This is a genomic window from Streptomyces albus subsp. chlorinus, from assembly GCF_013302895.1.
In the GTDB taxonomy this organism is placed as follows: Bacteria; Actinomycetota; Actinomycetes; order Streptomycetales; family Streptomycetaceae; genus Streptomyces; species Streptomyces chlorinus.
On record NZ_VJOK01000001.1, the window covers coordinates 7,441,439 to 7,460,958 of the forward strand.

The following is a 19,520-nucleotide window of genomic DNA, read 5'->3' on the forward strand; positions in this document are numbered from 1 at the left end:
GATCACCAGGCACGGGACTACGGTGAGCAACGATCACGCCGCCGCGAAGGGGCCACAAAGGGTGTGCGAGAAGAAGAGGGGCAGCGCCCGTGACAGCGAACTCTCTCACCGGAGTGCTGAACACATACCGAGCCCGGGACGAGACGGAGGCCGGTGATCTCGCGCGTGCCAGGGCGCTGTTGACCTCGGACGATCCATGGCGCCGGTCAACCCCTCTGCACTGCACGGCGTCAGCCGTCATCGTGCACCCGCCTACCCGGCGGGTACTGCTGCGCTGGCACGCGCGTCAGCAGTCGTGGCTCCAGATCGGCGGCCACGCGGACCCCGGTGAGACGGTGCCTTTGCACGTGGCCCTGCGCGAGGGGCGGGAGGAGACCGGGCTCACTGATCTCACCCCTTGGCCGGACGACGCACTCGCGCACCTCGTCATCGTTCCCGTACCCGCGGCAGGCGCGGAGCCGGCGCACGAGCACGCCGACCTCAGATTCGTCCTCGCCTCCGAAACGCCAGAGGCAGCGCGCCCGGAGACGCCCTCGGCGCCCTTGCGCTGGCTTTCGTTCGACGAGGCCCGGCAGACGACGAACGAGGACAATCTACGGGTCACTCTGGACCGCGCGGCTCGGTTGCTCGACGCAGCGGCGTAACCGTCGGCCTCTTCATGCACAACGGACCCCGCGAGGGAAGTGGTTGTGGTCCTCTCCGGTCGGGGAACGCCAAAGGCCCCAGCCGACGAGCCGCACGCCGTACGGGGTGACGCTGGGCACAAGCCGTTCCGCTCTCCGCAACCCGGGACGATGAGGTGCCGCGGTGGGGCGGTGTGAAAATTCAGTGAGGTCGGTGGGCGTGTTTCGAAGTTGCTGACGGGCAGTTGTGCGTATCGAGACCGGATTGCCGAGTCGGCTGGCGCGGCTGTTGAGAGCTGAGGGCGGTGGCCGACCGCCGGTAGGGTCCTTGTCATGCGCGGGCGACCGGGGGCCGCACATCTCGGTGGGGTTTCGGTCCGGGCTCCGGCGGGCAACTTCCCCGTCGCAATACCACACACTGTCAATTCACGTCACCCCTCCGCTTCTTCGGCATGGCTGGTTATCATCGACACCCCCCACGCCCTGCCGAAGCCGGAACCGGACTTTCCCCCAGTCCTGCGCCCCCACCCAGGACTGCGTCTGTTCTCGGCAGTTTCGAGCTGTACCCGCCGTTCCACCGCTCCCCGAGGACTGATGGCTCCCATGGAAACCGACGGCCCGCGAGGGCGGTCGACGACACGCAGGCGCCGTACCGTGCGCCTGCGCACCCTGCTTATTTGGCTGGCAATCGTCCCCATTCTGGCGATGAGCGCCCAAGTGGGCATGACCGTACGGACGTTGCTGGACCAGTCGGAGCACCTGCGCTCCGACGTGGCGGTCGGCGAGCGGGTCGGCGTGCCCCTGTCCAGACTGATGGTCCAGGTGCAGGCCGAGCGGACGGCGACCGCCGCACGGTGGGCGGGCGGCTCCGTGTCCGCGGAGGAACTGCGCGGCAAGCGCCTGGCCACGGACCGGGCCGTGGACGAACTGCTCCGGTCGGCGGACAGAGCCCCGGCGGAGCGGCCCGAGACCGGGCGTCACATCGCGAAGCTGAAGCACAACCTCGCGGACCTGGCCGCGTACCGCGAGCGTGCGGACACCCGCAGGGGAGGCGCGGAACGGACGATCAGCTACTACTCCGGCCTGATCGACCACATGATCCACGTGTACCAGGACGAGTTCAGCCACGCACAGGACGCTGATTTCATCCAGGCGAGCGGCGTGGTCGTCACGATGTTCTCGGTGTCCGAGATGGTGTCCCGGGAGACCGCCCTGCTCGTGTCGGCCGGGCCGTCCAGGCGGCTGAGTTCCTCGGGGTTCACCGAATTCGTCAACTCGGTCGGATCGCAGCGGTATCAGTACTCCGAGTGGGTCGAGCCGTATCTCGCGGCCGAGGACAGAGCGGCCTACCAGCGGATCATCGGCTCCGACGGCTGGAAGACCAAGGAGCGCATCGAGAACGCGGTCATCTCCGACCACCGGAACCTCGGGTCCGGCGTCAGGCTGCCGAGGGAGGTCCGCGCCTGGCAGGCCGCGCACCAACAGTTCGTGGGGCGCCTTGACGCCCTCAACGTGAAGCAGGCGCGCGACGTCATCGCACGGGCCGACGCCAAGGCCGCGAAACTGGAGACGCAGGTCGCCTGGCTGATCGTCGGAAACGGCGGAGCCCTGCTGGCCGTCGCGGCCGTCATCGTGTTCACCACGCGCTCCGTGCTCCGCCGCCTGAACCGTCTGCACCGGCGTACGGTGGCCATCGCCGAGGACACGCTGCCGGGTGTCGTGGCCCGGCTCCGGCGTGGCCAGCCGGTCGATGACGACGCCCTGCCGGCGGTCAGCGGGGACCAGGACGAGGTCGGACGTATCAGCGACGCGTTCGCCCGGGTCGTCTCGGTCTCCGTCGACGGGCATGCGCAGCTCGCGGCCGAGCGCCATGGCTTCGGTGTGTTCGCCGCCGGCATAGCCTCGCGCACCGGGAACCTGGTCAGCCGTCAGCTGGCACTCACCGACGAACTTCAGGACGCCTTCGGCCACGACGAAGAGCTTCTCGCCGGGTTGATGCGGTCCGACCAGCTGACGGTGGGTATGCGGCGGCAGATCGAGAACCTGCTCATCCTGGCGGGCGGCGAGATCCCTGATCCGCACACCGAGCCCATGCGCGTCGCCGACCTGCTGCGCGAAGCCGCGGCGGAGGTCGAGGACTTCCGGCGGATCGAGCGTCAGGCCCTGGACGAGATCAGCGTGGAACCGCGGGTGGTCAGCGAGATCAGCCACCTCCTGGCGGAACTCCTCGACAACGCCACGCGGTTCTCGCCGCCGCAGTCGAAGGTGGTCGTACGTGGCGAACTCGTGTCAGACGGGTTGCTGGTCGAGATCGAGGACCGTGGCCCCCGGGTGACCGCCGCGACCTACGAGGAGATGAACGCACGCCTGCGCTCGGCCCCGCCGTATTCCGTCCTGGCCGAGAACGCGCACCGGCTCGGTCTCTTCGTGGTCGGCCACCTCGCCGAACAGCTCGGCGCGACGGTGACGCTGCGCCGCTCGGTATACGGGGGGACGTCGGCCGTGGTCATCCTTCCCGAGAATCTGCTGGTTCCGACCGAATCGGCCCGGGCGGGAACGGAAACCTCTCGTGCGTCGGAGCCGTCCGCCCCGGCACCGGGCCTTCTCGTCGGTCCCGGGGGCGGGCCCCGGGACAAGCCCGAGGACGAACCCAGGGGTAAATCCCAGGACGAGCCCACGGGCGGACGCCAGGACGACGGCGGGAACGAGGGCAACGGGGAAGGCGCAGGCGAAAGCGAAAACGAAGGCGAAGGCGAAGGCGAAAGCCCGCCCGGTCCCATCGTGCGTACGAAGAGCGGGCTGCCCAGCCGTCGGAAGCCCGGAAGCTCGCCCGGACGGCCGGCGAGTGAGCCTCCGGCCCCTTCCGCGGCACCGGACCGACAGGCGAAGCCCGCCCTCCCCGAGCGGGTACCGCAGGCCCACATCGCCAAGCAGCTCCGCGCGCCACGCACAGCGGAAACCGCCACCGGGCAGGACGCGGCGACGCCGGAAGAGGTGGCTGACGCCTGGGCGGACTACGAACACGGCACCCAGACAGTGGAAGAAGAGCTCCGACAGGATCAGCCATGACGACAACGAACGACATGATCTACAGCGTCCTGGACAACAACCTGAGCAGGATCGCAGGTGTCCAAGGAGCCGTCCTCCTGTCCAACGACGGGATCAAACTCAGCTCGTACCAGCTGGAACGGGACCGGGCGGAGCGCATAGCCGCCGCGGCCTCCGGCATCGCGGCCACCATGAAGGCGCTGTCCAGGGAGATCGACGGCGGCCGGGTGATCCGCCAGCTGGTGGAGCTGGATAACAGTTACCTCTGCATCGTCGGATGCGGGGAGGGCAGCACGCTCATCGTGGTGACCTCCCGCAAGGCGCGGCTCGGTGAGCTGGGTGGGGAAGCCGTGCGGACCGCCCAGGCGCTCGGTGAGTGGCTGAGCACGCCTGAGCGCGGCGGGACGCAGCCGTCGTAATGGCGGACGAGCCCGAGCCGCGACAGGGCGGCAGCCGCCGGACGCGGTTGTACGCGCTGACCGATGGCCGTACGGAGGCTGCCCGCACCGTCCTCACCATGGAGACCACGATCACGGCGGTGGCCGTCGCCGACGGTCACGCCGGTCTGCCCACCGAGTGGCAGGCCGTCCTCGCCATGTGTCCGCCACCGGGCGGCCTGGCGGTCGCCGAGATCGCGGCGCGCATGCACATGCGCCTCACTCCGACGACGCTTCTTCTCGGTGAACTCGCGGACCGGGGGCTGATCACACACCGGCCGCCCCTGAAGGAGACCGAGACCACCAACGTCCACCTGCTCATGAGAATCAGGGACAACCTTGCCCGGATATGACACCCCTGCCCAGGAAGTTCGTCCCGTCAAGATCCTCATCGCTGGGGGATTCGGCGTCGGCAAGACGACCCTGGTCGAGACGGTCTCCGAGATCGAGCCGTTGCGGACCGAGGAGCGGCTGACGAGCGCGGGCGTCGGCGTCGACGACCTCGACGGCATCGAGTCCAAGGCGGTCACCACCGTCGCGATGGACTTCGGCCGCATCACCCTCACCGACGCACAGGTCGTCCTCTACCTGTTCGGCACACCGGGCCAGGAGCGCTTCTGGTTCATGTGGGACGACCTGCTGAACGGGGCACTCGGGGCGATCGTGCTGGTCGACACACGACGCCTCGACCGCAGCTTCCCGGCTGTCGACTTCTTCGAGAACCGGGGACTTCCCTTCGTGGTCGGTGCGAACTGTTTCCACGGAGAACAGCCGTACACCGTCGAAGAGATCCGGGCGGCGCTTCATCTGGTCGACCCGGAGACACCCGTCCTCCTGCTCGACGCCCGCTCCCGGGACGACGTGCGCGGTGCGCTGCTCTCGCTGCTGGACATGCTCATCGCCCGAGCGGACGTCGTGGCATCCGGCTGACCCGGAAGAGGGCCGCACATGCACGGGTCCTCGTGTGCGGCTGAAGGCCATCATCGTCCTGGATCCGCAGCCTCTGCCACACGCTTCAGGGACAGGAGGTGCTGGAGTCGCTCGGATCCCGTTCGCACTCTTCCAACGAGGCTCCCTCGAAGACCGCGGCAGGGAGGAGCCCCAGCCCTACCAGGAAGAACGCCGCTCCTGTCGCGCCGCAGTACCGGGAGATGCGGGTTGCCGCGGCCGCGAGGACGCTGATGCCCCGGCCCGGCGGGGGCGTCGATGTGTTCATGTTCGCGGTTCACTCCGAAGCCGCACTCCGTGCACCTGGAATTCGTTCGGCCGCTCTTCCATCGGATTGCTGAACGGGAGCCGTTGCAGGCTCGTTCTCAATGCCAGCCGTACGCAGTGGGCCCGATGCCAAGGACCGGGGAACGTGAACGCATCCACGAGGCCGAGAGCGCTCTTCAACGTCATCGTACTGGCCCTTGTCGCCTTCTTCGCTTTGAGCGCGTGCGGGATCACTCATTTCTGGCGGGAGTCGGCTGGGGAGGAGAGACTCACGGGCAGGGTGAGGGTGGACGGTTCCAGCACCGTCGCCCCGCTGGCCACGGCCGCCGCGCAGTTCTACGCCGACAAGCAGCCCGGCGTCCGGGTAACCGTCAAAACCTCCGGCACCGGTGGAGGCTTCAAGAAGTTCTGCGCGGGCGCCACGGACATCACCGACGCCTCACGGGTGATCAAGGAGACGGAGAAGGCGGCATGTGAGAAGAAGGGCGTCAGGTACGAAAAGCTGTCGCTCGCCAATGACGCCCTGACCGTCGTGGTCAACAAGAACGCGCACTGGGTGGACTGCCTCTCGACCGAGCAGCTGAAGCGGATCTGGGAACCGGGCTCCGACATCACGAACTGGCACCAGGTCGACCCGCGCTTTCCCGACGAGCCCCTGGTCCTTTTCGGCCCCGACAGGGACTCGGGCACATTCGACTACTTCACCAGGGCCATCAACGGCGAAGAGGGCGCCTCCCGCACCGACTACAGGCCGACCGCGGACGACAACGACACGGTTCGGGGCGTCGCCGGTTCCCGGGGAGGGATGGGCTACTTCGGCTTCTCCTACTCCGAGGAGAACGAGAGCAACCTCAAATCCCTCATGATCGACGCCGGGGACGGTTGCGTCGTCCCCAGCGTCACAAGCGTGCAGGACGGCACGTACAAGCCGCTGTCCCGGCCCCTGTTCATCTACTCCACCACGAAAGCGCTGAAGCGGCCGGAGGTGGAGGACTTCGTGGAGTACTTCGTCGAGCACCACGCCAACATCACGGCGAGCACCCGGTTCGTCCCGCTCGACTCCGCGCAGGCACGCAAGCTCAAGTCGGACCTCAAGAGACTCAAGGCAGCGGCCGGGTGATTCCGCCTCCGCGAGGCGCGGGCCGCCTCCGCGAGGCGCGGGCCGCCTCTGCGAGGCGCGGGCGTACCTTGCGGTCGGCGCCGGGCTGACCCGGCCCGGACCTCGCGTGCCTCTGGCCTGGCCCGATCGGCGGCGGAGTCACCAGACCCGAGCCTATCGGCATAGCCGCCGCACACACCACGAACTCACGCGATCACCGTGTGTGCCGAGCCGCAGGTCCCACGGTCGTATCGGACGTCGTTATGCGTGCAACGCCTGCGACAGCGCGTCAACGGTCACGTCCACGATGGCCGTGAGCTGCGCCGGGCTCGCCCCGGCCCTGCTCATGACGGCGAGCGACTGGTTCACAGCCGCCGCGTGAACGGCGAAAGCCTCGGCGTCCTGGTCGGTGAGTCGGCCGGCCTTCAGTGCGGCGCGCAGGCGCGCGCGCTGGGAGCCGAGCGCCTGCTTGGCGTGCGCAGCGACCTTCGGGCTCAGTACTGGAATTGCCATGGCCGACTGGGCGATCAGGCATCCATCAGGTAGTCCGGGATCGGCTATGCGCTCGAGGGTGACCTCGAAGAACCCACGAACAGCGGCAACGGGTTCCGAGGCCGCACACGACAGGGCGGCGTCGTACTTCGCCCCGTAGCGCGCGGCGTAGAGGTCCAGGCAGCGCAAAAAGAGCGTGTCCTTGTCGCCGAGGGAGGAGTAGATGGAACTGCGGTTCAGGCCGGTTGCCCGGGACAAATCGTCCAATGAGGTGTCGGCGTAGCCGTCGCGCCAGAACTGGATCATCGCGGCGTCGAGCGCCGTGTCCATGTCGAACTGCTTCTTGCCTGCCACGCGGCCACTTCCTTGCCGATGCGTCGATGGTTGGGGCTGTGTCGCGCACCATTCTATCTTGAACTGCTCGGTTCAAGATGTGTTAGCCTTCAAGCGTGGTCAGGCCGGGCATACCGCGCACTTTTCGTGACCGCACGAGAAACACACAGCTCGTGGCCCCAGCCGCCGTCAGCCACACCGTCCCAACCGCACACCTGACACCGACGGAGGACCCCTGTGACCGGCCCCGCAACCAGCACTCCGCATGCCTTCGAAAGCAACCCCGTCCGTGACCTGCCCCTACAGCATCTGGCCGGTTTCACCCACCGCTGGGTCGACGCGGACGGCGTCCGCCTCCACGCCGTCGAAGGCGGACGGCCGGGCGCCCCGGCCGTCGTCCTGCTCGCCGGGTTCCCGCAAACCTGGTGGGCCTGGCGAAAGGTGATGCCCGGCCTCGCCCACCAATTCCACGTCATCGCGATTGATCTGCCTGGTCAGGGCCACTCCGAGCGTCCGGAGCGCAGCTACGACACGCACACGGTCGCCGCGCACGTCCAGGCCGCCGTGAAGGCCCTCGGAGTGTCGACGTACTCCCTGGTCGCCCACGACATCGGTGCCTGGGTCGCTTTCTCCCTCGCCCTCAACTTCGAGAACCACCTGCGCCGGCTCGCTCTGCTCGACGCCGGGATTCCCGGTATCACTCTCCCGGAGGCGATCCCCACCGATCCGGATCGAGCGTGGAAGACGTGGCATTTCGCGTTCCACCTCGTGCCCGACCTGCCCGAGACGCTGCTTGCCGGCCGTGAACGCGAGTACGTCGACTGGTTCCTGAAGGTGAAGACTCTGTCTCCCGACACGTTCGACGACGCCGAAGTCGACCACTACGCGGCGTCCGTCGCCGCCGAGGGCGGCCTGCGCGCTTCCCTCGCGTACTACCGGGACGCCGCCGAGTCTGCGCGCAAGAACCGCGAAGCGCTCGAGTCGCGGCACCTGAGCGTGCCCGTCCTCGGAATCTCCAGCAGTCACGGTTCCATTCCGGACATGGCCGCCTCCATCGGCCCATGGGCCGACAACACCACCCGCGTCATCGTGCCCGACGCCGGACACTTCATCCCCGACGAGCAGCCCGAAGCCGTCGCCGCCGCGGTAACGGACTTCATCGCCGCCGACGACTGACGCCCCTCGAACTCGCCCGACCGCCCCGTCCATGGCCGCCCGAAACTCGGACGACCAAGTCCGACGACCACCTCCTGGCCGGGTGGAGGAACATGGGACGGCAGCGGGGCGGGCGGCGACACCGAGATGGGGGGATCGGGTGCCCACTCGGCTGCGCGTCGGCCGGGGGCGCCGGGCAGGACTGATGCGTTCTCAGCCGGCGAGATGAGCCGATCGCCTGTCTCATCTTTCCTGTGGATCGATGAGTTGCAGCGGACCGAACAGGGATGGAAACGTGCCGGGTTGGCGTACGTTCCGGGGGGTGCCGGAGCATCGTCGAGTGGCGGGGGACCGGTGCCAGATCTGGCCGGGCGGGCGGACCTGGTTGTTCGGCCGGGCTCTCTCCCGCGGCTTCGGTAAGCGTCTTCAGCGCACCAGGAGTTCGATGGCGACCTTCAGCCGTTCGAGGTAGAACTCCCGTGATGCGGCCTGATGCTTGAGGCCGATCGATGCGCTGATCATCGTCTGTGCGACAAGGGGGGCAGCCTCTCGTCCTGACTCGACGGCGATCGCTTCTGTGATCAGTTCCTCGAAACGTCGCGGCGCGGTCTCGGCGATCTCTCCGAGGAGGTCGGGGTTGTCCTCGATGATCGCCGAGACATCGCGCGTCAGCGGGCCGATGTAGCGGCCCGCCCACTGGTCGAACGCTTCGACGAGGCGCTGTGGAAGGGGACGGCCGGTGTCGGCCAGGACATGTTCGACCGCTGTGATGTCCCGCTCCAGGGCCTGGGCGACCGCGGCACGGAACAGAGTCTCCTTCGAGGAGAAGAGGAAGTAGAGCCCGGGCCGGGAGATGTGCGCCGCCCGCGCCACCTCCTCCATCGAGGTCTTCCGGTAACCGAAGCGCGCGAACGTGACCATGGCGGAGTCCAGAACCATGGTCCGGCGGTCGGTACCGGCGACTGTCGACGGCCGGTGGCCGGCATCGGGACTGCTCATGGACCGAGCATACGAGTGAGAGTCGTACTATACAAATCAAGTCTACTGAGTATAGTCGCCGCCATGACTTGCGCACGGATCTCCACCCCCTTCACCGCCTCCAGCACGACGGACGAGGTACTGCGGGGCGTCGACCTCACCGGTGTCCGGGCAATCGTGACGGGAGCTTCCTCGGGAATCGGGACCGAGACGGCTCGTGCGTTGACCGCTGCCGGGGCAGAGGTGACGCTCGCTGTCCGGAACCCGACTGCGGGTGACGCCGTCGCTGAGACGATCGCGAAGTCGACCGGAGGGATACGGCCCCGAGTCGTCCGGCTCGACCTCGCCGACAGGACCACCGTCACGCGATTCTTTGACGCGTGGGGCGGCCCGCTTCACCTGCTGATCAACAACGCGGGCGTGGTCACTGGTGGCCTCGAACGAACACGTGAGGGCTGGGAGCTGCAATTCGCGACGAACCATCTCGGCCACTTCGCCCTCGCCAACGGCCTTCATGACGCCCTGGCCCTGGGGGCGGCCGACCGCGACGGAGCACGGATCGTCTCGGTCAGTTCGACGGCGCACATGCGTTCCGGCATCGATTTCGACGACCTCCACTTCGAGCGTCGCAGCTACGACCCGCAGATTGCCTACGCCCAGTCGAAGACGGCGAACTCACTCTTCGCCGTCGAGGCGACTCGTCTCTGGGCGTCCGACGGCATCGTTGCCAATGCGGTGAATCCCGGCGGTGTCGCGACGGGACTGCAGCGGAACTTCACCAGGCAGCAGAAGGAGTCGCTCGATGCGGCCGAAGCCGCCGGAGTCTTCACGTACAAAACGGTCGAGCAGGGGGCTGCCACCAGCATCGTCGCGGCCGTCGCCCCGGAGTTCGCGCACTCCGGAGGCCACTACCTTGACGATTCACAAGAGGCCTACACCGTCACGAACGACGCCGACCTCGCGCAGCATCCGCACGGTGTCAAGCAATGGGCGCTCGATCCCGAGACCGCCAAGCGCCTCTGGAGGGTCTCGACCGACCTACTCCGCGTCTGACCCTCTCGACGCCACAGCAAGTGGCTTCGCCGCCTCCGCCCCGCTGCTGGAACGGATCGACCTTCGCGGCGTCGTCGTCACTGCCGATGCGACGCACACCCAGCGCGCCCACGCCGAGCACGTCATCACCGCTGGCGGCCACCACCTCCTGGTCGTGAAGGGCAACCAGAAGAAGCTGCGCAAGCAGCTGCGGTGCCTGCCATGGAAGCCGATTCCGCCGCAGGCCCGTACTACCGGGGCCGGACACGGCCGCCGTGAGGTCCGCTGCCTGAAGGTCTGCACCGTCCGGCCAGGTCTGCTCTTCGCGCACGCGGTCCAGGCGATGGAGGTCAAGCGCCGGCGCACCCACCGCAAGGACCGGCAAGGCCGAGGCCAAGACCGTCTACGCGATCACCGGCCTGCTGCCCGAGCAGGTCTGCCCACCACAACTCGACGAACTCGCCCGGTAACACTGGTCGGTTGCGGCCCTGCACCACTTGCGGGACGTCACCTACGGCGAGGACGCTTCACGAATATGCACCGGCATCCCACCCCGCGCCATGGCCGCCCTTGGCGGATGCGGCGCACCAGCTAGGCCAGTTGCCTGACGTCCGGGGGTGCCGCACACGTCGACCGGAGCGCACATACGCTCTGCGTCGTAGCCGCCGCACTCGCAAAGATGCGCCAACAGTCCAACCTTGCCGCCCTCGGCCCGCACCGCGACCGGATCGCCGACAACCCGACCGAGTGATCCCGGCCTCCGCCGACAACCCGGCGGGGGCGGATACTTCGGGCATGGCTGCGAGGTGCCGGTGCTCCCGGTCCGGCTGTTCCCCCTCCCTCGGCAGGCCGCACCGGTACCTGGAGAACGGCGCTCGGGTCCGCAACCGCCCGTGGGCACAAAGCGGCCCGCCCGGAAGCTTTTCGGGCGGGCCGCCTGCGTATCAAGAGGCTGCTGCCTCCATGAGCACCCCTGACGGGGGCGACGGGAGGGCGTCGGTGTGCGTGTCCCTCGGTGCCGTACGCCGTGTCAGTCGGCGGCGGTGGCGAGGGCGCTCTTGCTGGAGCCGGTCGAGGAAGTGGGCGGTCCGGCCTTCTTCAGCGGGACTTCGATGACGAAGAGGGCGGCGAGGAAGGCGAGCGCGCACAGAATGGCGGTGGTCAGAAAGATGTGGCTGGTACCGGTGGCGACCGCCTGGAGGTAGACGTCCTTGGCTCCGGCGGGCTGCACGGGCTGGACGGCGCGGGTGAACAGGGAGCCGAAGACGGCGACGCCGAGCGATCCGCCCAGAGTGCGGAAGAGGTTGACCGAACTCATCGCGGCGCCCATGTTGCGCAGCGGGACGCTGTTCTGCGCGATGGTGCCGGCCATCTGCATGGAGAAGCCCAGGCCGATGCCGACGAGGACCATGTAGGCACTGGTCAGCCAGGAGGACGTGTGCGTGTCCATGGTGGTGAGCAGTCCCATGCCCGTGGTGAGGAAGACGGCGCCGAGGACGGGGAAGATCTTGTACCGGCCGGTTGCCGACATGATCTTGCCGGCGATGGTCGAGACGATCACGACGGGGATCACCATGGGCAGCATCAGCAGTCCGGAGTTGGTGGCCGAAGCGCTCTGCACGGTCTGCTGGAACAGGGGGAGGTACAGGCCCGCGCCGAACATGACGACACCGGCGACGAGGATCAACACCATCGCGAGCGGGAAGTTGCGATGGTTCGTGAACACGCTGAGGGGCAGCAGCGGCTCGCTGACCCGCTTCTCCACGGCGACGAACGCGCTGAGCCCGAGCACGGCTACGGTGCCGAGGCCGATGACCTGCCAGGAGCCCCACGCGTAGGTGGTGCCGGCCCAGGTCGCTGCCAGGACGACCGCGGTGATGGAGACGGTGAGAAGCGCGATGCCGGCCCAGTCGATACGGGCCTTGATGCGCTGGGCGGGCAGGTGGAGCATCAACGCGAGCCACACCAGGGCGATCAGACCGAGCGGCAGGTTGATGTAGAAAGCCCAGCGCCAGTCGAAGTGGCCGGTGATGAATCCGCCCAGCAGTGGGCCGCCGATGGTGCCGATGGCCATGACGGAGGCGGTCATGCCCTGGTACTTGCCGCGCTCACGCGGCGGCACGAGCGCACCGATCAGCGCGAAGGCTCCCGCCCCGATGCCGCCGGCACCGACGCCCTGTACGACGCGGAAGGCGATGAGTCCGGTCATCGACTGGGCGGCTCCGCACAGAGCCGAGCCGACGATGAACAGTGCGGTTGACGCCAGGTACATGCGCTTGCGCCCGAACAGGTCACCGAACTTGCCCCAGACCGGCGTGGTCACGGCGGTGACGAGCGTGTAGGCGGTCACCACCCAGGAGATGTGCTCCAGCCCGCCGAGGTCGCCGACGATGGTCGGCATCGCTGTGCTGACGACCATGTTGTCGAGCATCGAGAGCAGCATCGCGAGCATGACGCCGAGCAGCACCCAGCGCACGTTCTTCGGCACAGCTGGGGGGTCTGCGGAGGGGAGAGCTGCAGACATGACGAATCACTCTTTTCGGGCATTGGATGATCAAGAAGTGGAAGTGCGGTGTACGGCGACCTCGCGACCGCCACGCCAGGACAGCACACCGACTCAATAAATGCAACTGCTCTACTTTTAAGGTCGGTCAACCGAAAGGTGGTATCCTCGGTACGCCCCACGCCGGGACAGGGTCCGCACCGGTGGGGCGCCGCGAGCGCGAGGAGGCCGGCACCCGCCGGGTCATCGCCGTATGCGTAACCCCGGGGTCAGTCGATGCCCATGGGGCTACGCGAGCAGCCACTGCGCCACCGCATGGCCGCAGCCGTCGCCCTCACTCCCAGCCGGGCCCTGCCCGGCTCGTATTGCAAAACGCCGTGCTGTTTCGGCAGCATCCAGGTGTGAACAGTGCGAAGAAGGATGTTCTGGAAGCGGTGGGGCCCCGGCTGCGGGAGCTGCGGCGTCGCCGCGGACTCACGCTGGCTGAACTCTCCCAGCGGACCGGGATCAGCGAGAGCACGCTGTCTCGTCTGGAGGGCGGCAGTCGCAAGCCCACCTTGGAGCTGCTGCTGCCACTGGCCGAGATCTACGCGGTGCCCCTCGACCACCTCGTCGGGGCGCCCCGAACAGGAGACCCGCGCATTCATCTGCGTCCGGTGGTCCGGGGGGACAGGACGTTCGTGCCGCTCAGTGATCCCGGCGGCGTTCAAGCGTACAAGCTGCTCATTCCACCCACGTCTCATGCCGAGCCGGAGTTGCAGACCCATGAGGGGTTCGAATGGCTCTATGTGCTCGGCGGGCGGCTCAGGCTGCTGCTGGGTGACCAGAGCCTGAGCCTGAAACCAGGTGAGGCCGCGGAGTTCGACACGCATGTGCCGCACTGGCTCGGCGCCGACGGCGACCAGGCCGTCGAACTCCTCATTCTGTTCGGACGCCAGGGGGAACGGGCCCATCTGAGGGCCCGCAGCACCTGACCCGGTCGCCGGGGAATGTGGGGGGCGCCGGTGGCCGGAGCCTTGCGGGGCATGCCGTCAGAGTGTGATGTCACCATCTGCCAGGGTGTGACGTCACCACGGATGCGGCCAATCTCATGCTGTTCTGGCAAGGCTGCCTTTCGTGTCGGGTCACACGCCCCTCCGGAGCTGCCCGCATCCCGCTGTGCCGCTCACCACGCCTTGCCGCTTCAGCAAGAATATTTGTTGCCCCTGGACCCGTGCGCGCAGGCTGCGTCCAGCAAGCGCTGGCTCACAGCCGAAAGCCGGTACCTCTTGGAACCGGCCGTGTCCCCTTCTCCTTTCCCCGGGACACTCCTTCGGCCTGAGCGGCATGCAGCAGGCGAAACAGCCGGGGAGGCAGCAGATGGAAAATCGTCATGTCGTGATCATTCCTATCGAGATCGACGAGGAGAAGGAGAGCGAATACCTTGCCGCATGGCAGGACGCCGCGGAAGTGATGGCCGCTCAGCCCGGCTTCATCCGGACGTACATGTTCCGCACCATCGTGCCCGGCAGCAGATTCTCCCTGGTGAACGTGGCCGAATGGGAATCCACCTCTCACTGGGAGAAGGCGATGAACGTGTGCCCGATGCTGGGACAACAGATAGCCGTCGCCCATGCCTCGAACTATGAGGCGATCCGCACGGTCCTGCCTGCTGAGGGCCCGGCCCCCGGACAGGGACACACACCCGAGGCCCTGTCCCCGGCCGAGGCGCACCGTCAGGTCGCGGACGGGACACTCACGCTGGTCGATGTCCGGGAAGACGACGAATGGGCAGTACGCCACCCGGCCGGCGCCGTCCACGCTCCTCTCAGCACGCTGCCCGCCTCGCTGCCAGACCTGCCCGACGGCCCGCTGGCCTTCGTCTGCCGTACGGGCTCTCGCAGCGTGCAAGGCGGTGCGCGGGCGATCCGCGCGGGCCGGACCGCCGTCTTCAGCGTGGCAGGCGGCCTTGAGGCATGGGAAGCGGCAGGGCTGCCGGTCACCCGCGCCGACCGCGGGGGAGCGGAGAACAACCGTGACCGCGCCGAAGCCGCGGTGCGCGAGGCCTGAGGACGGACAACGACCGGCGGACAACCCTCGTACCGGCCGGCTGGCCAGCCGCCCGCCCGCCCGTATGAGGCGTTCGGGCCGCCGCCCGCCTCGCCCCACCGGGAGAATCCTGAAAATCCCGGCCGCCGTTTCCGCAGAGAGCGATGACGCGAGGCGCTGGCGCCATGAGCAGTTCGTAGCAGCGCGCGCCTGTGACACGACGGGGGCGCGGTCAGGCGGCGGTGCCCCCCCAATTTCCCAGACTTCACATTCCACCCGGCTACCCGGTTACACCATTCCCAGCAGGAGCCGTACCATGTTTTTCGTCGACACCCTGGAGTTCGCGGGCTTGGGCAACCGCAGTTACCTTGCTGGCGGTTCGCACACAGCGGTCGTGGTCGATCCGCCGCGAGACGTCGACCAGATCATCGCCACCGCCGCCCGGCACGGGGTGCGCATCGCCTACGTGGCGGAGACGCACCTGCACAACGACTACGTCACCGGCGGGCTGGAACTGGCCCGCCTCACCGGCGCCCGGTACCTGGTCCCGGCCGACGCCGACGTCTCCTTCTCCCGCACCCCCGTCTCGGACGGCGACTCGGTCGAGGTGGACGAGCAATTGGTGCTGCGGGCGATCGCCACTCCGGGCCACACCCCGCACCACACCTCCTACGTGCTGGAGGAGGACGGCCACGCGGTAGCGGTCTTCACCGGCGGCTCGCTCCTGATCGGCACCGTGGGGCGTCCGGACCTCGTCGACCCCCGGCTGACCGAGCAACTGGCCCGGGCGCAGCACACTTCCGCTCACCGGCTGGCGGCCACGCTCGACGATGAGGTGCCCGTGCTGCCCACGCACGGCTTCGGCAGTTTCTGCTCCTCCTCCCAGGCCGAAGGCGACGCCACCACGATCGGCAAGGAACGCGCCGGCAACGACGCTCTCACCTTGGACGAGGACACCTTCGTCAAGCGGCTCCTGGACGGGCTGGACGACGTTCCCGCCTACTACGCGCACATGGGTCCCGCCAACGCCGCCGGTCCCTCGCCGGTCGACCTGACCCCGCCCGAGCCCGCCGACGCCCACGAGATCGCCAAGCGGCTCGCAGCCGGCGAGTGGCTGGTGGACCTGCGCAGCCGGACCGCCTTCGCGGACGGCCATGTGGCCGGGTCGTTCAACTTCGAGGGCACCGGCCAGCCGGCCACCTACCTGGCCTGGCTGATCCCGTGGGGCAAGCCGGTCACCCTGCTCGCCGAAACCCCGGCGCAGATCTCCGACGCCCAGCGGGAGCTGGTCCGGGTCGGCATCGACCGCCCGGCCGCCGCCGCCACCGGAAACCCGGCCGCCTGGATACGCGAAGGAGAACAGCTCGCCTCCTTCCCCCGTGCCCGCTTCACCGCCCTCGCCGAGGCACGCGAGCGCGGCGAGGACGTGGTGGTCCTGGACGTCCGCCGGAATTCCGAGCGTGCGAACGGCTTCATCACCGGCTCCGTGCACATTCCGCTCCACGAGCTGCACGGCCGGATCGGCGAGGTGCCCGGCGGCACGGTGTGGGTGCACTGCGCCGGCGGCATGCGCGCGGCAATCGCCGCCTCCCTCCTGGACGCGACCGGACGGAAGGTCGTCGCCGTCGATGACGGCTTCGAGGCCGCCCTCGACGCGGGCCTGAACCTCACCCGCCCCTGACTCCCTTGCCCACCCGCACAACGAAGGCACTGATGTCCCTCTCCCTCCGCGGTCATCGCAGCCCCGACACCGAACAGGCCCGCATCCGCGTCAGCGGCGACCATGCCGCACCACTGGGCGGGCTCGGACACAGCGGGATCAGAGCGTGACCGCCCTCATCCTGGCCCTGACCGCCGGAGCCGTCGTCGGTCTCGCCCTCGGCGCCCTCGGTGGCGGCGGCGGCGTCCTGGCTGTACCGGCGCTGATCTACCTGCTCGGCTTCACCCCCGCCGCGGCCGTCACCGCGAGCCTGATCATCGTCACCGTGACCTCCCTGACCGCCCTGTACGCGCACGCCCGGGCAGGCCACGTGCGGTGGAAGGCGGGAGCGGCGTTCGCGGCCGCCGGGATCCTCCCGGCGGCCGCCGCCGGAGCAGCCTCCGCCCACTTGCCCCAGGCGCTCCTCACCACCGCCTTCGCCGCTGTAGCAGCTGTCGCCGCCGTCGCCATGCTCCGGACCGGTGGGGCCACCCGCCATGGAGGCGGCGACGTACGGCTCGGCAAGGCGGCCGGGACCGGAGCCGGCCTGGGCACCCTGACCGGGCTGCTCGGTGTAGGCGGCGGCTTCCTCGCCGTCCCCGCCCTGGTCTCCGTCCTGGCCTTTGAGATGGAGGCAGCCGTCGGCACCAGCTTGCTGGTCATCACGGCCAACTCGCTGGCTTCTCTGGCCACTCGCTCCGGCGCCGCTGCCTCGCTCGACTGGGCGACGACCGGCCCGTTCATCGGCGCCGCGATCCTGGGCGCCTGGGACGGCAAGCGCATGGCCGCGAAGGTCTCCGGGCCCCGCTTGCAGCGCGCTTTCGCGGTCGTCCTGTTGGCCGTGGCCGCCTTCATGCTCGCTGCGGCCGTGACCTGACCACCACTCAGCTCGACGCCGGCATCTCCAGCCGGGCCCGCATCCGCTCGGCAACCCTGTGGTGGGTGGTGCCGTCCTGCCCATGGACAGCGGGCGCATCGAGGACGCGCGGCGTGGCAGCAGTCGTGCTGCCGCGAAGAGCCACTGACCTTTGCCTCACAGCAGACCTGACGGGCCGGTGACAGCGGGCGCTTCCCCGTACCGGGCGGGAAGCGTCCGCTGCGCTGCTCACACCACACACCATGACCTCGCGAGGGTGACTCGGCCCAAGAGATGTCGCGAGCCGCGATGAGTTCTGCGGCGTCCGGCGGTCGTACTGTCGGACCCGGCACCGAGGAGGACTTCTGATGCGCAGCGTGACCTGTTCGATGGGTGTCTCACTCGATGGATACATCGTCGGGCCGGACGGCGGCTTCGACTGGACGGCGCCCCTGGAGGAGGTCTTTCGCTTCGCCACCGACGAGGTGCGAGAGGCCGGCGTCCACCTGCTGGGACGACGGCTGTACGAGACAATGCTGTACTGGGAGACCGCCGACCAGAATCCCTCGCTCGACTTCTCGACGCTCGAGTTCGCCGCGATCTGGAAGCGGCTCCCCAAGGTGGTGTTCTCCACCACGCTTTCGGCGGTACAGGGCAATGCCCGCTTGGCCTCAGGCGGCCTGGCGGAAGAGATCGAGCGTTGGCGGGCCGAGCCGGGGGACGGCGACATCGCGATCGGCGGCGCGACGCTCGCCGCCGAGGCGGCCGCGTTGGGGCTCATCGACGAGTACCGGATCCGGATCCACCCGGTGCTGGTCGGCGGCGGCATTCCGTTCTTCCCCCAGCACGAGCGCCGGGTGGACCTCGAACTCGTCGAGACCCGCACCTTCAGCTCGAAAGTCGTCCACCTCCGCTACCGGGTGGTGTGTCAGCCGGCCGGTCCGTCGAGCCTTGGGGAAGGCCGAGCCGGCCAGTGACGCCCTCTCGTGTTCGACGCCGGCTCGCCCGCGGCGGGTCGGCACGCCGAGGGTTCGGCGCGTGGGGGATGCCGACACTGCTGAGGTCCCGCTCAGCCACCGCGTGCTGACGGCGCTCGGCGAAGGCGCCGTCGGCTGCGACGACGGCATGGGTGCTGAGCCCGTCATACCCGTGTTCGCCGAACTCGGCGATGACCGCGTCGATCACGTGCTGACGGATCCGGGCGGTGCGGCCTCCGGGCCGACGGCGGCCCGAAGGCGGACGGGTGCCATCCGGCCTTGGGCCTGCGGGAGCCATCGCTGAATACCTTTGCTCGGAACGTCGTCGTTGTGACAGGGTCCTGACGCGGCATACGTTGCACTAGTTGCGTGATCCGCAGGAAGGACGAGATCCGTGATGCCGCCTGTTCCCGCCGACCCGGCCGTGGTGCACCCGATGCCCGAGCAGCCGAGGTTGGTGCTGCTGAAACCCCTGATCACCTCACCGCTGATCGAGGCCGGGGACTTCTCCTACTACGACGACCCCGATGACCCGACCGCTTTCGAGACGCGCAACGTGCTGTACCACTACGGGCCGGAGAAGCTGGTCATCGGGAAGTTCTGCGCGCTGGGCGAGGGCGTGCGGTTCATCATGAACGGTGCCAACCACCGCATGGACGGCCCCTCCACGTTCCCCTTCCCGATCATGGGCGGTTCCTGGTCCGAGCACTTCGACCTCATCACCGGCCTGCCCGGACGAGGCGACACTGTGGTGGGTCATGACGTCTGGTTCGGCTACCGGTCCATGGTGATGCCCGGCGTCCGCATCGGGCACGGAGCCGTCATCGCCTCCGGCTCCGTCGTCGTCGGCGACGTGCCCGACTACGGCATCGTCGGCGGTAACCCCGCCCGCCTCATCCGCCGCCGCTACAGCGACGCCGACATCGACCGCCTCCTCGCCCTGGCCTGGTGGGACTGGCCGCTCCAGCACCTCACCGAACACATCCGCACGATCATGTCCGGCACCATCGACGACCTGGAAGACGTGGCGCCGTAGCAGCGGGAA

18 protein-coding genes are annotated in these 19,520 nt (G+C 68.6%); 14 read left to right on the forward strand and 4 right to left on the reverse strand.

Annotation, left to right across the window (positions count from 1 at the left end; all coding sequences use genetic code 11):
- Positions 1 to 89 precede the first annotated feature (89 nt).
- The 5 genes from FM076_RS32230 to FM076_RS32250 all read left to right on the forward strand — a co-directional run bounded on the left by FM076_RS32230 (position 90) and on the right by FM076_RS32250 (position 5,038).
- Positions 90 to 644, forward strand: coding sequence for an NUDIX hydrolase (locus FM076_RS32230; protein ID WP_345945374.1), 555 nt, complete (start codon positions 90 to 92; stop codon positions 642 to 644).
- A gap of 792 nt (positions 645 to 1,436) precedes the next feature.
- A complete protein-coding gene (locus FM076_RS32235; protein ID WP_274598964.1) occupies positions 1,437 to 3,692 on the forward strand; it encodes a sensor histidine kinase in 2,256 nt (751 codons plus the stop codon).
- On the forward strand, positions 3,689 to 4,090 hold the full coding sequence (locus tag FM076_RS32240) for a roadblock/LC7 domain-containing protein (RefSeq protein WP_173874349.1): 402 nt from the start codon (positions 3,689 to 3,691) through the stop codon (positions 4,088 to 4,090). The genes FM076_RS32235 and FM076_RS32240 overlap by 4 nt, the downstream gene beginning before the upstream one ends.
- Positions 4,090 to 4,461, forward strand: coding sequence for a DUF742 domain-containing protein (locus FM076_RS32245; protein ID WP_173874350.1), 372 nt, complete (start codon positions 4,090 to 4,092; stop codon positions 4,459 to 4,461). Before FM076_RS32240 ends, FM076_RS32245 begins: the two co-directional genes overlap by 1 nt.
- Entirely contained in the window at positions 4,448 to 5,038 is a 591-nt protein-coding gene (locus FM076_RS32250) for a GTP-binding protein (RefSeq protein ID WP_173874351.1), read from the forward strand. The genes FM076_RS32245 and FM076_RS32250 overlap by 14 nt, the downstream gene beginning before the upstream one ends.
- 85 nt (positions 5,039 to 5,123) lie before the next feature.
- Here FM076_RS32250 and FM076_RS32255 read toward each other — a convergent pair whose 3' ends face one another.
- The gene (locus FM076_RS32255) at positions 5,124 to 5,324 is read right to left on the reverse strand and encodes a hypothetical protein (protein ID WP_173874352.1); all 201 of its coding nucleotides are present in this window, start codon (positions 5,322 to 5,324) and stop codon (positions 5,124 to 5,126) included.
- Positions 5,325 to 5,468: 144 nt separating this feature from the next.
- Here FM076_RS32255 and FM076_RS32260 point away from each other — a divergent pair, with 144 nt between their 5' ends.
- Positions 5,469 to 6,443, forward strand: a complete 975-nt coding sequence (locus tag FM076_RS32260; RefSeq protein ID WP_173874353.1) for a phosphate ABC transporter substrate-binding protein PstS family protein — start codon at positions 5,469 to 5,471, stop codon at positions 6,441 to 6,443.
- Positions 6,444 to 6,683: 240 nt separating this feature from the next.
- Here FM076_RS32260 and FM076_RS32265 read toward each other — a convergent pair whose 3' ends face one another.
- Entirely contained in the window at positions 6,684 to 7,268 is a 585-nt protein-coding gene (locus tag FM076_RS32265; RefSeq protein ID WP_173874354.1) for a TetR family transcriptional regulator, read from the reverse strand.
- Between the two features lie 216 nt (positions 7,269 to 7,484).
- On the opposite strand from FM076_RS32265, the gene FM076_RS32270 reads away from it, so the two are divergent.
- Complete coding sequence (locus FM076_RS32270; RefSeq protein WP_173874355.1) at positions 7,485 to 8,423, forward strand: alpha/beta fold hydrolase; 939 nt, start codon at positions 7,485 to 7,487, stop codon at positions 8,421 to 8,423.
- A gap of 405 nt (positions 8,424 to 8,828) precedes the next feature.
- Here the strand turns inward: FM076_RS32270 and FM076_RS32275 are convergent, their stop codons facing one another.
- Positions 8,829 to 9,401 (reverse strand): TetR/AcrR family transcriptional regulator, encoded by a 573-nt coding sequence (locus tag FM076_RS32275; RefSeq protein WP_428815125.1) that lies wholly within the window; start codon positions 9,399 to 9,401, stop codon positions 8,829 to 8,831.
- A gap of 63 nt (positions 9,402 to 9,464) precedes the next feature.
- On the opposite strand from FM076_RS32275, the gene FM076_RS32280 reads away from it, so the two are divergent.
- Positions 9,465 to 10,433: an SDR family NAD(P)-dependent oxidoreductase gene (locus FM076_RS32280; RefSeq protein ID WP_173874356.1), complete on the forward strand. Its 969-nt coding sequence runs from the start codon at positions 9,465 to 9,467 to the stop codon at positions 10,431 to 10,433.
- A gap of 1,009 nt (positions 10,434 to 11,442) precedes the next feature.
- Here FM076_RS32280 and FM076_RS32285 read toward each other — a convergent pair.
- Positions 11,443 to 12,936, reverse strand: a complete 1,494-nt coding sequence (locus FM076_RS32285; protein WP_173874357.1) for an MDR family MFS transporter — start codon at positions 12,934 to 12,936, stop codon at positions 11,443 to 11,445.
- Positions 12,937 to 13,316: 380 nt separating this feature from the next.
- Between FM076_RS32285 and FM076_RS32290 the strand changes: the two genes are divergently transcribed.
- The 6 genes from FM076_RS32290 (at position 13,317) to FM076_RS32315 (ending at position 19,511) form a co-directional block, all read left to right on the forward strand.
- On the forward strand, positions 13,317 to 13,889 hold the full coding sequence (locus tag FM076_RS32290; protein ID WP_173874358.1) for a helix-turn-helix domain-containing protein: 573 nt from the start codon (positions 13,317 to 13,319) through the stop codon (positions 13,887 to 13,889).
- 352 nt (positions 13,890 to 14,241) lie between these two features.
- Complete coding sequence (locus tag FM076_RS32295) at positions 14,242 to 14,964, forward strand: rhodanese-like domain-containing protein (RefSeq protein ID WP_243274702.1); 723 nt, start codon at positions 14,242 to 14,244, stop codon at positions 14,962 to 14,964.
- Between the two features lie 295 nt (positions 14,965 to 15,259).
- The gene (locus FM076_RS32300) at positions 15,260 to 16,624 is read left to right on the forward strand and encodes an MBL fold metallo-hydrolase (protein WP_173874359.1); all 1,365 of its coding nucleotides are present in this window, start codon (positions 15,260 to 15,262) and stop codon (positions 16,622 to 16,624) included.
- A gap of 145 nt (positions 16,625 to 16,769) precedes the next feature.
- The gene (locus FM076_RS32305) at positions 16,770 to 17,519 is read left to right on the forward strand and encodes a TSUP family transporter (RefSeq protein WP_173874360.1); all 750 of its coding nucleotides are present in this window, start codon (positions 16,770 to 16,772) and stop codon (positions 17,517 to 17,519) included.
- A gap of 347 nt (positions 17,520 to 17,866) precedes the next feature.
- Complete coding sequence (locus tag FM076_RS32310; protein ID WP_173874361.1) at positions 17,867 to 18,475, forward strand: dihydrofolate reductase family protein; 609 nt, start codon at positions 17,867 to 17,869, stop codon at positions 18,473 to 18,475.
- A 397-nt stretch (positions 18,476 to 18,872) separates the two neighbouring features.
- Positions 18,873 to 19,511, forward strand: a complete 639-nt coding sequence (locus FM076_RS32315; protein ID WP_173874362.1) for a CatB-related O-acetyltransferase — start codon at positions 18,873 to 18,875, stop codon at positions 19,509 to 19,511.
- The last annotated feature ends 9 nt before the right edge of the window (positions 19,512 to 19,520 follow it).

Coding starts and splice junctions, on each gene's coding strand:
- FM076_RS32235 (WP_274598964.1), top strand. CDS start 1,437: ATGGTCCAGGTGCAGGCCGAGCGGACGGCGACCGCCGCACGGTGGGCG.
- FM076_RS32240 (WP_173874349.1), top strand. CDS start 3,689: ATGACGACAACGAACGACATGATCTACAGCGTCCTGGACAACAACCTG.
- FM076_RS32245 (WP_173874350.1), top strand. CDS start 4,090: ATGGCGGACGAGCCCGAGCCGCGACAGGGCGGCAGCCGCCGGACGCGG.
- FM076_RS32255 (WP_173874352.1), bottom strand. CDS start 5,324: ATGAACACATCGACGCCCCCGCCGGGCCGGGGCATCAGCGTCCTCGCG.
- FM076_RS32275 (WP_428815125.1), bottom strand. CDS start 9,401: ATGAGCAGTCCCGATGCCGGCCACCGGCCGTCGACAGTCGCCGGTACC.
- FM076_RS32280 (WP_173874356.1), top strand. CDS start 9,465: ATGACTTGCGCACGGATCTCCACCCCCTTCACCGCCTCCAGCACGACG.
- FM076_RS32285 (WP_173874357.1), bottom strand. CDS start 12,936: ATGTCTGCAGCTCTCCCCTCCGCAGACCCCCCAGCTGTGCCGAAGAAC.
- FM076_RS32295 (WP_243274702.1), top strand. CDS start 14,242: ATGCAGCAGGCGAAACAGCCGGGGAGGCAGCAGATGGAAAATCGTCAT.
- FM076_RS32300 (WP_173874359.1), top strand. CDS start 15,260: ATGTTTTTCGTCGACACCCTGGAGTTCGCGGGCTTGGGCAACCGCAGT.
- FM076_RS32310 (WP_173874361.1), top strand. CDS start 17,867: ATGCGCAGCGTGACCTGTTCGATGGGTGTCTCACTCGATGGATACATC.
- FM076_RS32315 (WP_173874362.1), top strand. CDS start 18,873: ATGCCGCCTGTTCCCGCCGACCCGGCCGTGGTGCACCCGATGCCCGAG.